The organism is Marinobacter sp. S6332, from assembly GCF_023016045.1.
Lineage (GTDB): Bacteria > Pseudomonadota > Gammaproteobacteria > Pseudomonadales > Oleiphilaceae > Marinobacter.
On record NZ_JALKAP010000004.1, the window covers coordinates 318,765 to 333,297 of the forward strand.

The following is a 14,533-nucleotide window of genomic DNA, read 5'->3' on the forward strand; positions in this document are numbered from 1 at the left end:
CTGCGCATCGTCCTGATTACGGGGCCCTGATGTCCGAGCCGTTACTACAGGCCGTTAACCTACAGTGTGAGCGGGACAAGCGGATACTTTTCCGCGAATTATCCTTCTCCATACTGCCCGGTACGGTCACCCGTGTCGAGGGGCCAAATGGCTCGGGGAAAACCACTCTGCTGAGAATGCTGGCAGGCTTGAATGATGCCTGGACAGGCGAGCTGAATTGGTGCGGCTCACCAATTGCAAATCAGCGTGAAGTATTTCTGCGGAACATGCTTTATCTTGGGCATCGCCCTGGAATCAAACCTCTTCTTACTCCTATGGAAAATCTTCGAGCATTGATGGCGGGCAGAAGGCCTGTGTCTGATGCGGTTTTGAGTCAGGCGCTTCAGGGAACGGGCCTTGCCGGCTTTGAAGGTGTCCCTTGCCGTAATTTGTCGGCCGGTCAGCAGCGCAGAGTTGCGTTGGCAAGGCTGTTGATTGCAGACGAACCTCTTTGGTTGCTCGATGAAGTATTTACCGCCATTGATGCCGATGGTGTAGTAGCGCTAGAAACTTTATTACAACAACGGGCCGCCGAAGGTGGTGCCGTGTTGGTTACCACCCACCATGACCTGGCACTGCCGGGCATGCAACGGCTGACCCTTGGCGCGGGAGGTGTAACCGATGAACGCTGAAGTTCGCCCTATTGTCCCGCTTGCCAGTAGCAGTGTTGGTGCACTGGCTGCTATGAAAGGTGTTTTCTCGCGGGATATGAAAGTAGCATTCCGGCAGCGTCAGGATCTGTTAAACCCACTTTTGTTTTTTATTATGGTTGTGACCCTGTTTCCTCTCGGCGTCAGCCCGGAAGCCTCATTTTTGCGTGAAGCTGGAGCCGGAATTCTCTGGGTAGCGGCGTTGCTCTCGGTACTCTTGTCGTTGGATCATTTGTTCCGTCACGATTTTGATGACGGCACACTCGAGCAGCTTGTGCTCCAGCCGCAGCCCCTGTTTTTGTTGATTTTGGCAAAGACCATGGCGCACTGGATGTTAACAGGCCTGCCTTTGGTCATATTGACCCCCGTTCTTGGTGTAATGGTGCATCTGGACGGGAACTCTATCGCTGTTTTATGTCTAACGCTGCTGATTGGTACACCGGTACTGAGTTTAATAGGTGCCATTGGTGCTGCTTTGACTCTTGGGTTGCGTTCGGCAGGTGTGCTCTTGTCCCTACTGATCATTCCGCTGTACATTCCTGTGCTGATATTTGGCACAGGCACCGTTGCAGCAGCAGTGGAGGGCGCATCTGTTGGTGCTTATCTGGCTCTGATGGGGGCTTTCCTGGTGTTGGCGCTGACACTGGCGCCGTTTGCAGCGGCAGCAGCATTGAGAATCAGCTTGTCGAACGGTTAAAACAAGGTAAACGGTAAGGCGGTGACCATCTGATGTGGCAATTTTTTCATAAACTGGGCTCCCCAAAATGGTTTTTCGGGATATCCACCCGGTTCATGCCTTGGCTATTGATGAGCGGCATACTGCTGCTGATGGCTGGAGTTGTTTGGGGGCTGGCATTTGCACCCAAAGACTACCTGCAGGGCAATAGCTACCGGATTATTTTTATTCATGTTCCTACGGCGTTTATGGCGCAGTCGGTTTACATCATGATGGCGTCTGCGGCTCTGGTTACTCTGGTTTGGCGCATGAAGCTGGCCGATGTATTCGTTAAAGCGGTTACGCCAGTAGGGTTGGTTTTAACGTTTTTGGCACTTTTTACCGGCGCGGTTTGGGGCAAGCCAACCTGGGGTACTTGGTGGATTTGGGATGCCCGGCTTACCTCCATGCTGATACTGCTGTTTCTTTATGGTGGTGTTATCGCGTTGGATCGTGCCATTAATGACGAGAAGTCTGCCGCCCGCGCAGTCGCGGTGCTTGTGCTTGTTGGGGTAGTGAATATCCCGATTATCAAGTACTCCGTTGAGTGGTGGAATACACTGCATCAGCCCGCAACGTTCAAGCTTACTGAAAAACCATCCATGCCGGCTGAAATGTGGGTGCCATTGTTGCTTTCGGTGTTGGGCCTTTATCTGATTTTTGGCTGGCTTGCGTGTATTCGTATGCAGACAGAAATTTTGTCCCGGGAGCAACGCACCCGCTGGGTAAAAGAATTCGTAATGAAAGGTAAGGTGTGAACCATGGCATTTGATTCCTTTGCGGCATTTGTATCAATGGAAGGTCATGGCCCCTATGTGTGGGCTTGTTACGCTGTGTTTTTTGTACTGATGATTGTGCTGATGGCCGGATCGGTGCGCAGTAGGGACGCAACTATCGAATCCTGCCGTCGCCGTTATGAGCTTCAGGCCGAAAAGAGTACAGTGGCGGCGGCGCCCACAACTTCTGCGTCCTTTGCACGCGTAAATGTTTCCCAAGACTGACTGACAGGTAAGCACATGCACCCGATCCGTAAAAAGCGGCTGACCATCGTTCTGTTTCTGCTGGTAGGCCTTTCTGTTGCAGTGGGACTTACAGCTTATGCGCTGCGCCAGAATATCAACCTGTTTTATGACCCCAGCCAAATTTCTGCCGGTGAGGCACCGGTTGACGTGCGAATCCGCGCAGGTGGTATGGTCGAAGAAGGTTCTGTGGTGCGTGACCCTGAAAGCCTAAAAGTCGAATTTCTAGTGACAGACTATAGTGCCTCGGTACCAGTTGAATACGTCGGTATCCTGCCGGATCTGTTTGCGGAAGGGCAGGGCATTGTCGCCATGGGCAGACTCAACAATGAGGGGCGGTTCGTGGCCGATCAGGTTTTGGCTAAACATGATGAAAACTACATGCCTCCAGAAGTTGCCGGTGCCTTAGAGAAAGCATCACAAGCCGAGACGAAGTCCGCCGCTGAAAACGCCAAGCCTGCAACTTACTGAACACAAAACACCCAATAGCCTGACTCCTGGAGAGCTTTGATGTATCCCGAACTCGGACAGCTTGCACTGATACTCGCGCTGTTGCTGGCAGTGCTTCTTTCGGTAGTGCCACTGGTTGGCTCACTCACTGGCCGGGACAATCTTCAGGCGTTTGCACGGCCTTTAACCACCGGGATGTTTGTGTTTGTCGGGCTGGCGTTTGCTGTGCTGACCCACGCGTTTTTAACGGATGATTTTTCGGTAGCCTACGTTGCCAACAACAGCAACAGCATGCTGCCTTGGTACTACAAGTTCAGTGCTGTGTGGGGTGGCCATGAGGGCTCCCTTTTGCTCTGGATTCTGATGCTCACTGGTTGGACCATGGCCGTTGCTATTTTCAGCCGTCGCTTGCCATCTGTAATGATTTCGCAAGTGTTGTCGGTTCTCGGCATGATTAGCGTTGGCTTCATGCTATTTATTGTTATTACCTCTAACCCCTTCGACCGCTTACTGCCCAACGTACCGGCAGATGGGGCAGACTTGAACCCACTGTTGCAGGATTTTGGGCTGATAGTGCATCCGCCTATGCTTTACATGGGCTATGTCGGCTTTGCTGTGGCTTTCGCGTTTGCCATTGCGGCCTTGATCAACGGTCGCCTTGATGCCGCATGGGCGAGATGGTCTCGCCCCTGGACCACCGTCGCCTGGGCGTTTCTATCTATCGGCATCGCCCTTGGAAGCTGGTGGGCTTACTACGAGCTTGGCTGGGGTGGCTGGTGGTTCTGGGATCCTGTAGAAAATGCTTCTCTGCTCCCATGGTTGTCGGGTACCGCATTGATGCATTCGCTCGCAGTCACCGAAAAGCGCGGTGTTTTCAAGAGCTGGACGGTACTCTTGGCGATTGTCACCTTTTCCTTGAGTTTGCTGGGTACCTTTCTAGTTCGATCCGGCGTGCTTACTTCGGTTCATGCTTTTGCGTCTGACCCGGAGCGGGGTACCTTTCTTCTGGCGTTGCTGGCAATAACCATTCTGGCCAGTCTGATGCTTTATGCGTTCAGGGCGCCTGTGGTTCACGTGCGCTCCCGCTACGGCTCTCTGTCGCGGGAGATATTCCTGCTGTTAAACAACGTACTGCTGGTTTCCGCAACGCTACTGGTCGCGGTAGGTACTCTGTACCCGCTGGTTCTTGATTTCTTTGAGCTGGGCAAAATCTCTATTGGCGAGCCGTTCTTCAATCTTACTTTTAGCCCGCTGGCTGTGGCGACCGGCCTTTTGCTTGGTGTTGGTACTTTCTCCCGCTGGAAGAAAACAGATGGCGGCTGGCTTGCTCGTAAGCTGTTGTGGCCATTGGCGGTTAGTGTATTGATCAGTACGGCGGTTATGGTTGCGTATGGTGGCTTCAAACCATGGGCCTTCCTTGGCGTGTTCACTGCGGTTTGGGTAACCACCGCAACTTTCTGGGATTTGTGGGATAAGTCTTCGTCCAAAAAGGGACGAGTTCACGGCTTGAAGCGCCAGTCTCGCAGTTACTACGGTATGGTTCTTGGCCATCTTGGTCTGGCTATTACCATGGCAGGCGCTACCGTTGTGTCGAACTATGGCATAGAGCGCGATGTGCGCATGGTGCCTGGCGATGTTGCAACGGTTGGTGACTACCAGTTCCGGTTTGTAGACATTGGCGAGCGCCGCGGCCAGAACTTTACTGCTCAATACGGCAGTTTTGATGTAATGCTTGACGGCAAACTCGTTGCTGATCTTCATCCTGAAAAGCGTCAATATGCCGTTGGCATGAGTGTTATGACGGAAGCGGATATTGATGCAGGACTGTTCCGGGACATCTTCGTTGCAGTCGGTGAGCGTATTTCAGATAACGCTTGGGCTATCCGCTTACAGTATAAACCGCTAATACGTTGGCTTTGGTTAGGTGCGCTGTTTATGGCGGCCGGTGGCTTCTTGGCTATATCTGATCGGCGTTATCGTATTCGTGAGCGAGATGTTGAACGTTCAGCAGCTGCGTCGCCGGAGCAAGCCGGTACCCAGCGCACGGCCGGAGCAATTTCATGAAGCGCTTTCTTCTGTTCCTGCCGTTGTTGGCGGCTATCATAGTGGGCGTTGTTCTATTCGCCGGTATTGGTAAAGATCCCACCAAGCTGGATTCCGCATTAATAGGGAAGCCGGTCCCCGCGTTCAGCCTGCGGGATCTGAAACAACCGGAAACCACGCTCGATGAAGCCGTGTTTCGCGGGGAAATCACCTTACTGAACGTTTGGGGTACTTGGTGTCCGTCCTGCCGAGACGAGCATGACGATCTCATGTGGCTGGCCCGGGAAAAGAAGGTGTCGATTATCGGTTTGAACTATAAGGACAACCGCGACGATGCTTTGGTTTGGCTAGATCGGTTGGGCGACCCGTATAGCAAGGTGATATACGACCCCAAAGGCACACTGGGCTTCGATTTGGGTGTGTACGGAGCCCCGGAAACATTTGTTATAGATGCCTCTGGCGTTGTGCGTTATCGCCATGTGGGCGTGGTAAACGGCGACGTTTGGGAACGGGTGCTATTGCCGGTGATCAATGACGCACGGGAGAATGGTTGATGCTGCGCATTCTTTGTTTTGTTGTGGCAACTGTGGCATCCAGCATGACCTTTGCGGATGTATCTGCGGTTTATGGTTTTGATGATCGAAGCGAAGAACAGCGCTACCAGAACTTAATTGCAGAATTGCGTTGTCCCAAATGCCAAAACCAGAACATTGCGGATTCGAACTCACCTATATCGAAAGATATGAGAAATGCTGTTTATCAAATGATGCTGGAAGGCGCCAGTGATCAAGAGATTGTCGATTCTCTGGTGGGGCGCTTTGGCGAGTTTGTGAAGTATAAGCCCGATTTGGACAGCCGCACCTTTATGCTCTGGGCAACACCTGCAATAGCAGTTCTGGGCGGCCTTATTGTGGTTGTAGGGATTGTTGTTCGCTCTCGACGGACCGGCACGGCAGCGCCAACACTCAGTGCTGAGGAGCAGGCCCGGATAGATAAGATGCTTGCGGAAAAGAATCGTAACGGTAGCGCCTGATTTCTACACCGTGCCCCTTGACCTTTACATAGTGCAAACCGCTGGCTTCGTAGACATGCGTACCGCTTTATTCATTTTGAACCTGTGATGATATCTCCATGACCCAAACTTTCTGGATTGCCGCAACGGTATTGATCATTCTTGCCTTGGCATTTGTACTTTACCCTGTGATGTTTCACCGTCAGGCCTCCCGGGAGCAAACGGATCTCAGAAACCAGAACTTGGTGGCCTATCGAAGCCGAATGGCCGAACTGGAAAAGGAGCACCAAGCCGGAATTATTGATGAGGAAACTTACCGGCAGCTGAGAGACGAACTTGCGGGAGCCATGCTCGATGACGTTCCCGAGAACGAAGCACCAGCAAAGAGCGTTCCCGGGCGTAAAGCTGCTATGGCCGTGGGCCTAATATCAATACTTTTGCTTCCTGCGGCAACGGTTCTGCTCTATGAGGAGTGGGGCGCGATGGACAGTGTGGAATCCTTTGTTGCTATGCAGGAGCTTGGCAGCTCAGACGAAGCCCGTGCAGCACAGATGAACCAGCTCACGGAGCAATTGCGTGCGCGGCTGGAGGCCAGCCCTGATAATCCGGACGGCTGGGCTATGCTGGGCCAGACTTACATGCGCTTGAAACGTTATGACGACGCAGCTTGGGCGTTCCGGCAGCTGGCGGATAGTGTTAAATCTGATGACGGTTCCCGGGCTGTCGCTCTGGGATTATCTGCGCAGGCGCAGTTTTTCCGCTCTCAGGGCGCCATGACTGAGAAAGTAACCTCTACCATTGAAGAAGCGCTCGCGCTGAACCCCGATGAGGTCAACTCGCTGGGGCTGTTGGGTATTCATGCGTTCAGTCAAGGAAGCTATCGCGAAGCGATCCAATACTGGGAGCGCATCCAAACGGTTGCGCCAGATCACCCGCAACTGGCTTCCATTCAGGGAGGAATACAAGAAGCCTATACTCGCCTTGGGGAGCAGCCGCCGGCTGAACAACCCGCTTTTGCCGCTCCGGATGACAGCGCAGGCAACTTGGGCGTATCTGTGAGAGTGAGTTTGGATGACGCATTCAAACAAGATATCCCTGAAGACACTACTCTATTTATCTTTGCTCGCGCGGCCAATGTGCAAAGCGGGCCGCCTTTAGCCGTTGTGAGGTTGACCGCGAGCGCCTTGCCCATCGACATTCGCCTGAACGATAGCCATGCAATGGCGCCGCAAGCTGTGATATCCGGAGCGGAGCAAGTGGTTGTAACGGCCCGCTTGACGCTCTCAGGCAACATCAATGCACAACCGGGGGACTGGCAGGGTAGTACAGACTTACCTCTTGCAGTGTCTGAAGATCAGGGTTCGGCGGTAGACCTCGTGATTGACCAGCAATTGACTGGCAACTAAGTCGAAACGGACTCGATGAGCCGCTTGCTGTTGGCTCACCTAGCCGAAAACAAATCTTCGGAAATCTTCAAGCTGGTGTTGCCAACCCCGCGCTTATACGGAAAGGTTGCTGGGGTAGAGGGGCGGCAGGCCAGCTTCGGAAGATGCTTTGAGTGTCTGTTTACGTATGTGCCTGAGAGCATTCGCCAGACCTGTTCCATCCCAATGCTTGCTGCTGTTGTCTCTATCCGATGGACCCCGGCTGAACAGATGCGCTTGCAGGGCGCTGAGCTCCAACTCCAAATCGGGGGCCGGAATGACCCGAAACACATCTTCTGTCGAGCCGAAGTGATGGCCGGGCCAGCGTAAATTAGACCAGCGTACAAATAATCCGGGCGTAGTGGCATCGCCGTTTTTGGCTGCGCTCAACAACTGCTCAAACACGTCTTGTTCGTTCGCACCTTCCGAAGAAACCGTTTGATCTGAGCCATCAGCAGCCATTTTGCGGCTACGCCACCAAGCCAGCATGGTGACAACCCATATGCCTGCCAGTGCAAAGCTGGTCCATTGCCAGAATCGACTAATAGTGGGAATCGGGTTGTTGCCCGAGACTCCGTCGCTACTGGTTGTTGGCGGTGTGTTTTGGCCACTGCTTGAGGCCCCTGTAGCTGAGCCTTCCGAGACGGCAACGTTAAGGGTTTGTGCCGGGATGATCGCAACTTTTTGGCTGTCGGATTCCGTGTCCCACCAAGGGATTCGAATGGCCGGGAGTGTCAGCTTACCGGCATTCACCGGAACTAGGGCGCTGGTTTGTGTGAGTGTGGACGTGATGCCATCCGGGCCTACATTCGTGTTGCGCTGAGGCTCTTCAGGGTAACTGCGAAGCCCGTCGGGCACCGAATCTGGCAATGGCGGCAGCGCTTCCGAAGGCAACCCTGTTGCTTGCAGGCTAAGGGTGCGGGTGAGGTTGTCCCCAGTGTTCAGGTTCAAGGTTGCGGGCATTCCAGCCTCCGCAAGAGTGAGACTGCTTGCCGGCAGCCAAGTTGTGCCGGTGAACTCTGCAGGCACCTCTTTTACTGGCACCTCAAACAAGTCTGCACTGTCTCTGAGAAAACGGAGTGAGCCGTCAGTATTTCTGGCTTGCCCTTCAAAGCGGATGGGAGGGAGGTTTAATACGCCGGGCTTTTGGGGAAACAAGGCATAACGCCGTTCCACAACCCGGTAGCGCACGCCATCGCGTTCAGTAGCAAACTCGCGTTGTTTGCCCAGAGTTTCAATGATGGCGTTGGGGTGTTGCGGGTCGGAAAGTTCACCGCGAATAAGGTTGCCCCGGAAGAACAACCGAACTGTCAGGATCAGTTGCTCCTGTACATAGACTTCGGCTTTGTCGGTCGTCAACTCAATAAAGCTGTCTCGATTGCTACCAGACTGGTCCGGAGGGGTGCCGTCAACAACCTCAATGGTCACCGGTTTGGACACGGAATCCTTGAAGATCAGGGCGGGGATGGTCAGCTTCCCGGTTGATTTTGGCGCAAGTTGGTAGGTCCAAGTTATTTCTCCCACCATCTCGCCATTTACAGTGGTAACGCTGTAGCGCTGGTTGCGGGCCAGTATTTCAAAGTCAGGTTCTACTTTCTCGATGTCCGGGGACGGCAGGCTCGATAAATCAAAGTCGAATAGGTTGCTCAGATTGATATCAATCTTGGTGCTGCCTTTGATAGTAAAGGTGAGCACCTCGCCTTCATAAAGACGGTTTCTGTCTGGCTCCGCTGAGAGTTCCCCGGCCTGTGCCGAGAGCCCTAGTACCATAAAAATCGCCAGCCAAATTGTTGGAATGATCAGCCGTTTTACCATGGTGTATCGCCCTCATCGGATGGTGTCTGGCGCTCCTGATATTGTTGCAGGAATTTGCGCTGTAAAAGCCCGCCCGGATTATCTGGTATCCGTCGAAGCGATTGCTCCTGACTCTGGGTCAGGGGCGTTTCAGATATGGGAGCTGGGGCTTGTGCCTGCGTCTCGTCATCGCTGGGCTCGTCCCCCATGGCTTGAGCACTTGTCTCGCCATTTTCTTGGGTGTCGTCCGGCTCCTGCTCGCCAGATTGTTCCTGTGTATCGTTTTGCTCTTGTGTCTGGTCGCCGTTCGGGGACTGCTCAGACTCCTGATTCGAGTTTTGAGATTGATCTTGGTTCTGGCTATCACCGGATGAATCCGAAGGACTCCCTTGCTGCTGACCATCGCCGTCGCTCTCTCCGTCACCTTCACCTTCACTACCGCTATCATTCTGGCTTGAATCTGAAGAGTTCTCGTCGGCTTCGCCCTGACTGGATTGTTCCTGTTGGTTGAGCAGGTCTTGCACAAGCTTTCGGTTTACACGGGCATCGTCCATGTCAGGAGCTTGGTCCAGAGCGCTGTCGTAAGCTTTTATTGCCTCTTCCAGCTTTCCGGCACGGGCTAGGGCATTACCGCGGTTGTAGTCCGCGACAGGTGTATTTGCTTTGGAGAAGGCTTTGGCGGCTTCTTCATAACGCTCGGCTTTGTAAAGTGCCGAGCCTCGCCATTCCGGGGATTTCAGGGTGTTAGCTGCGGCTTCAGGGTCTTCACGGATTAACTGTGGGGCTCGCTGGTCTTCCCGTTGCCAAAGGCTGTCCCAATCCATGGCAGCGGCTGGCTGCGGTATGGCTGGCATCAGTATCAACGCCAATGCGGTGAAGGCTCCGCGACGCCACCCCAAGAGCAGCAAAGGAAGTGCCAGCCATAACAGCCAATAACCGTCGTCTTGCCAACGATTTATGGTGAGCCCGGTGTCGGTGTCCTGCCACTCGTCCGATTCGATGGGGCCCAGATTTAAGGCGGCTATGTCGCTGTCATCCAGTGTTAATTCATGACTGGTGCCGCCGGTGGTTCGTGCAAGCTCCGCGAGCTTATCCGGGTCGGTGCGGGTTATGACAACATTGCCGTTTTCCCTAATAAACCCGCGCCGGGCAAGGGGAATGGGGCCGCCACTGGGAGTGCCTGCGGCGAGCGTGCTAAGGGTAAAACCGGTGCCCTCGAGTGCGCTTTGGATAGGCTCCTGATATTGATCTGCAACGCCATCGCTGATCAACAAAATGCGGCCTTGCCCGGGAGCGCCTTGTTCCAGAAGCGCACGGGCTCTGCTAATTGCGAGGTCTGCACGGTTGCCTTGAACCGGCATAATGACAGGCTCGAGTACGTTAAGCATGCCGGTCAGGGTATTGCTATCGTCGGTTAGGGGTGTCACAACGTGGGCATCCCCGGAGTACACCACCAATCCGGTAAGGCTGCCTTCGCGCACAGCCAGAATGTCGCGAATTTTGCGTTTCGCACGAGTTAGACGATCTGGCTCCAGATCCGTTGCCAACATGGACAGCGACAGGTCTAGCACGATCACCAAGCCGTCCCCCGGCTTTTTAAGTGGCGTTGGTGCCTCGCGCCAGGCTGGCCCCGCGAGAGCCACTGCCAGAATCACCACTGCGCTGATTGCGGGTACAAGTTTTGATCCGCGCTTATCAGCAGCTCCGCCATACCGGCGAATGACCGGCGACAAAAATCGCTCAGGAATGAATCCGGACCAACCACTGTCGCCGGAGCTTTTGTGTTTTAACACTCGGTAAAGCACCGGTATAAGGAGCAATAATAGAAGCCAAAGCGGGCGGATAAAGTGGAAGTCAGCCATGAGTTACGCTTCCCCCCGATGGTCGGCCGATTTGCTGTTAGTGCTATGGCGCACCGGTGTTAGCGTGCTAGCCAAATGCCTGAACATAAAAATGCTCAGCCAGAGTGCCACGGCTATGCCTGCTGGCCAGAAGAACAGATCGGTAATGGGTCGGTAGGTTTTTCCATCCAGTTCAATGGGCTCAAGCTGGTTGATGGTTTCGTATATCAACTCCAGCTCTGGCAAGCTGCGGGCGCGAAAATACTCTCCGCCGGTTTGCTGCGCCATGCGTGTGAGCAGGTTTTCATCCAGATCTCTGGAGGGGTTTACCCGGCGGGAGCCCAGCAGGCCTCGACGAACCATAGAGTCGGCGCCAATACCGATGGTGTAGAGGCGTACACTGGCCGCGGCTGCTATTTCTGTCGCTTTGTCTGGCGATATTTCGCCAGCGGTGTTGGCTCCGTCTGTAAGCAGCACCACCACGCGTTGCTGTTGGGGCCTCTCTCTTAAACGCTTGGTGGCCAAACCGACCGCATCACCAATGGCCGTTGCCCGCCCAGCCATGCCAATACCCGATTCCTGAAGGAGTGTCTCTAGGGTTTGGAGATCAAAGGTTAGAGGAGCCTGAACATAGGGTTCCGTACCGAATAGAATGAGGCCGAGTCGGTCCCCCTCTCGGCGCGCAATGAATTCGTTGAGTACTTTTTTTACAGCCTGCAAACGATTAATGCTACGACCCTGAAGAATCATGTCTTGTTCTTCCATACTTGGGGAAATATCCACCACTAGCATGAGGTCGCGCCCGGACACCGGCATTTGAACTTGTTCCCCCACGTGCTGTGGCCGTGCAAGCGCCAATACCAGCAAACACCAGGCGAGCAAGAGCAGCAGCGTTTGCCAGCGCGGCACGCCATTGCCTTGACGGGTTACGCCGGGCAAATCCGAAAGCCAATGCCCAACCGGGAAAACCGGAGCGTCTACGGTGTGGGCGGCTGGCTTTTTCCACTGCAGAAGTAGAGGCACCAAAATCAGCAACAGTAGCCAGGGGTAGGCGAGGCTCAGCATTTTTGTGCCTCCAGCCAGATTCGGGCGAATTCTATAGCCTGAGCTGGCTCAGCTGTTGGGTGGGGCTGCCAGACACTGTTTACCAAAGCATGTACAACAGGTTGCTGGGCGATACGCTCATTCGGGAGATGCCGTAACAGATATGAGGCCCACTGCTCACCCGATAGTGCTTCCGGGTTTTCATGCGGGTAGCGCTCCCGTGCGGCACGTTTCAGCAGACCATTGATTTGCGTAAACCATTGGGGCTCTTTAGCCGCTGAGTTCTCTAGGATAGCCAGTTCGGCTCTAGCCTGCCTAAGCCAGCGATTTTTGAGATGACGACGGCGAAGTGCCCAAACCAGGATGGCCACGGCAGCAATCAGGGCAAGGGCGAGAACCCACCAACCCGGAGCTGGCGGCCAGAAACCTCCGGTTTGTGGCAGGTGGATATCCCTAAGCTGGCTCAGTGGGTCGTTGGGCATCATCCGATTCGCCCTCCCGGCCCGAGTATGGCTTTTAGGCTTACCGCTGGTGCTTCTTGGGTTGAAACGTTTGTGGCCCATATGCCGGACAAGCGAAAGCACTCTGCAAGCCTGGCCTCATGTTGATCGATTTTGTCCTGCCAGGCTTTTTGAAAGCTGGTATTCGAGGCATCAAACCATACCGGGCCTTCGCTTCCCGCAATGGCAAAGCGGCCGCTGTGCGGCAGTTCCTGTTCCAGAGGATCAACAACTCTAAGAGCGCTAACACTATTGTGTCGCGCCAGAGCGCCAAGCAATGACGGCGTGTTCTCCGAGATATTCAAAAAGTCGCTGATCACAAAAATCCGGCTACCGGTGTGGGCAACGCGCCGGGCTTCTGCCAAAGCTGTATCTAGCGTAGTTTCGGATGCGGAGCTGTCTGGCGAACTGCGCTGTTGGCTGGCGAGGGTATCTAGCAGCCGGAGTACGGATTTTTTCCGCCGCGCCGGGCGCTGTACGCTTAATGTGTTGCCATTAAATACAATGCCGCCCACCTGATCTCCGGCAGAGAGCGCGAGCCAAGCCAAGATGGCGGCAAGCTGCGCGCAGCGCACCTGTTTGAAGGCTCCGGTACTGGCAAAAAAGAGCGTAGGGCCGAGATCGCAAAGGAGTAAAACCGGGCGTTCGCGCTCTTCTTCGTAAAGCTTGGTGTGAGGTGCTTGTCGCCGGGCGGTAACTCGCCAGTCGATGCTGCGGATATCATCCCCGGGCTGGTACAAGCGCACCTCCGCAAACGCCATACCTCGCCCACGCTGTGAAGAATGCTGCAGCCCTGCCTGCCTTGCTCGTGCTGGCCGTGCTGAGGGCAGCTTCAGTGCGCGGGCATCAGCCTGCAGGCGAATGAGAGCTTGCAGGCTTACGCAGGTTATTGCGTCACTGGCACTTACATCCATGGCCAGCCTCAGGCGCTCACAGGCACGCGCTCAATCAAGCGCTGTATTACCGTGTCGGCCGTTATGCCTTCCGCCTCGGCTTCGAAGGTCAGAAGGATTCGGTGCCTGAGCACATCGAAGGCGACCGCACGCACATCATCTGGTGTTACATAATCCCGGCCGCTGAGCCATGCAATGGCACGGGCACAGCGGTCAAGGGCAATCGTGCCTCGCGGACTGGCTCCAAACGCTGTCCAGCGCGCTAGTTCGGGGTTGATAGTACCGTCGAGAGCACCCGGATCTCTGGTTGCCAGCACCAGTGCAAGCAGATATTGCTCAACCGACTCCGCCATATAAATATCGGCGGCTTGAGCACGAGCTTCGAAAACCTGATCGGCAGTCAGTCGAACTTCAGCCGCTGGCTGCCCTTGGCGATAGTCATTTCTGGCTAAGTGAAGAATGGCCTGCTCCGCTTGGGCCGAGGGGTAGCCAATCACTACGTGCATCAGGAATCGATCAAGCTGGGCTTCCGGCAGAGGGTAGGTGCCCTCCTGTTCTATGGGATTTTGGGTGGCCATTACCATGAACAAGCGATCAAGCGGGAAGGTGCGCATCCCAACACTGACTTGGCGTTCGCCCATGGCCTCAAGTAAGGCAGACTGTACCTTGGCCGGAGCGCGGTTGATTTCATCCGCCAGAACCAAATTGTGGAAAATCGGCCCGCGCTGGAACTCGAAGAGCCCGGTTTCCGCGCGGTAAATTTCGCTGCCCGTAACGTCTGATGGCAATAGATCCGGGGTGAACTGAATGCGATGGAAATCACCAGTCAGGTGATCCGCTAGAGCCTTGATGGCAGTAGTTTTAGCAAGACCCGGCGCTCCTTCTACCAGCAGATGCCCATCAGCCAGCAAAGCAATGAGAAGGCGGTCAACCAGCTTTTCTTGCCCTATGATCCTTTTGGCTAACTGTACCCGTAGTTCACCGAACGTATGCTGTAACGACATAGGAAGTGATTGCTCTCGTGCGTAAGTAGTTGCCGCAGTTTTGGTGTCTGACCGGCAAAAATCAAGGGTTTGACTATGCTTATCTCACGATATCCCTATTACGTT

At 54.5% G+C, this 14,533-nt stretch carries 15 protein-coding genes; 9 read left to right on the plus strand and 6 right to left on the minus strand.

All coding sequences use genetic code 11. From position 1 onward, the window contains the following. The first annotated feature begins 29 nt into the window (after positions 1-29). From ccmA to ccmI, 9 genes are all read left to right on the plus strand, one after another. Positions 30-671, plus strand: coding sequence for a cytochrome c biogenesis heme-transporting ATPase CcmA (ccmA, locus tag MWU62_RS08190; protein WP_247114380.1), 642 nt, complete (start codon positions 30-32; stop codon positions 669-671). Then, a complete protein-coding gene (ccmB, locus tag MWU62_RS08195) occupies positions 661-1,386 on the plus strand; it encodes a heme exporter protein CcmB (protein ID WP_247114381.1) in 726 nt (241 codons plus the stop codon). The genes ccmA and ccmB overlap by 11 nt, the downstream gene beginning before the upstream one ends. Before the next feature lie 32 nt (positions 1,387-1,418). Next, positions 1,419-2,162 carry a heme ABC transporter permease CcmC gene (gene ccmC / locus MWU62_RS08200; RefSeq protein ID WP_247114382.1) on the plus strand — a complete coding sequence of 248 codons (744 nt, stop codon included), beginning with the start codon at positions 1,419-1,421 and terminating at the stop codon, positions 2,160-2,162. Positions 2,163-2,165: 3 nt separating this feature from the next. Further along, the gene (ccmD, locus tag MWU62_RS08205) at positions 2,166-2,405 is read left to right on the plus strand and encodes a heme exporter protein CcmD (protein ID WP_247114383.1); all 240 of its coding nucleotides are present in this window, start codon (positions 2,166-2,168) and stop codon (positions 2,403-2,405) included. Between the two features lie 15 nt (positions 2,406-2,420). Next, a complete protein-coding gene (ccmE, locus tag MWU62_RS08210) occupies positions 2,421-2,894 on the plus strand; it encodes a cytochrome c maturation protein CcmE (RefSeq protein WP_247114384.1) in 474 nt (157 codons plus the stop codon). A 39-nt stretch (positions 2,895-2,933) separates the two neighbouring features. Further along, positions 2,934-4,937 (plus strand): heme lyase CcmF/NrfE family subunit, encoded by a 2,004-nt coding sequence (locus MWU62_RS08215; protein WP_247114385.1) that lies wholly within the window; start codon positions 2,934-2,936, stop codon positions 4,935-4,937. Then, positions 4,934-5,470 carry a DsbE family thiol:disulfide interchange protein gene (locus MWU62_RS08220; protein ID WP_247114386.1) on the plus strand — a complete coding sequence of 179 codons (537 nt, stop codon included), beginning with the start codon at positions 4,934-4,936 and terminating at the stop codon, positions 5,468-5,470. Before MWU62_RS08215 ends, MWU62_RS08220 begins: the two co-directional genes overlap by 4 nt. Further along, positions 5,470-5,949, plus strand: a complete 480-nt coding sequence (locus tag MWU62_RS08225; RefSeq protein WP_247114387.1) for a cytochrome c-type biogenesis protein — start codon at positions 5,470-5,472, stop codon at positions 5,947-5,949. Before MWU62_RS08220 ends, MWU62_RS08225 begins: the two co-directional genes overlap by 1 nt. Before the next feature lie 98 nt (positions 5,950-6,047). Then, complete coding sequence (gene ccmI, locus MWU62_RS08230; protein ID WP_247114388.1) at positions 6,048-7,334, plus strand: c-type cytochrome biogenesis protein CcmI; 1,287 nt, start codon at positions 6,048-6,050, stop codon at positions 7,332-7,334. A gap of 93 nt (positions 7,335-7,427) precedes the next feature. Here ccmI and MWU62_RS08235 read toward each other — a convergent pair whose 3' ends face one another. Genes MWU62_RS08235 through MWU62_RS08260 form a run of 6 tightly spaced genes read right to left on the minus strand, consistent with a single transcriptional unit; the run spans position 7,428 to position 14,428 of the window. Then, positions 7,428-9,167 carry a BatD family protein gene (locus MWU62_RS08235; protein WP_247114389.1) on the minus strand — a complete coding sequence of 580 codons (1,740 nt, stop codon included), beginning with the start codon at positions 9,165-9,167 and terminating at the stop codon, positions 7,428-7,430. Beyond that, positions 9,161-11,008, minus strand: coding sequence for a VWA domain-containing protein (locus MWU62_RS08240; RefSeq protein ID WP_247114390.1), 1,848 nt, complete (start codon positions 11,006-11,008; stop codon positions 9,161-9,163). Before MWU62_RS08240 ends, MWU62_RS08235 begins: the two co-directional genes overlap by 7 nt. A 3-nt stretch (positions 11,009-11,011) precedes the next feature. After that, entirely contained in the window at positions 11,012-12,052 is a 1,041-nt protein-coding gene (locus MWU62_RS08245) for a VWA domain-containing protein (protein WP_247114391.1), read from the minus strand. After that, a complete protein-coding gene (locus tag MWU62_RS08250; protein WP_247114392.1) occupies positions 12,046-12,516 on the minus strand; it encodes a DUF4381 domain-containing protein in 471 nt (156 codons plus the stop codon). The genes MWU62_RS08245 and MWU62_RS08250 overlap by 7 nt, the downstream gene beginning before the upstream one ends. Then, entirely contained in the window at positions 12,513-13,445 is a 933-nt protein-coding gene (locus MWU62_RS08255; RefSeq protein WP_247114393.1) for a DUF58 domain-containing protein, read from the minus strand. Before MWU62_RS08255 ends, MWU62_RS08250 begins: the two co-directional genes overlap by 4 nt. Before the next feature lie 8 nt (positions 13,446-13,453). Beyond that, positions 13,454-14,428, minus strand: coding sequence for a MoxR family ATPase (locus MWU62_RS08260; RefSeq protein ID WP_247114394.1), 975 nt, complete (start codon positions 14,426-14,428; stop codon positions 13,454-13,456). Positions 14,429-14,533: the final 105 nt, after the last annotated feature.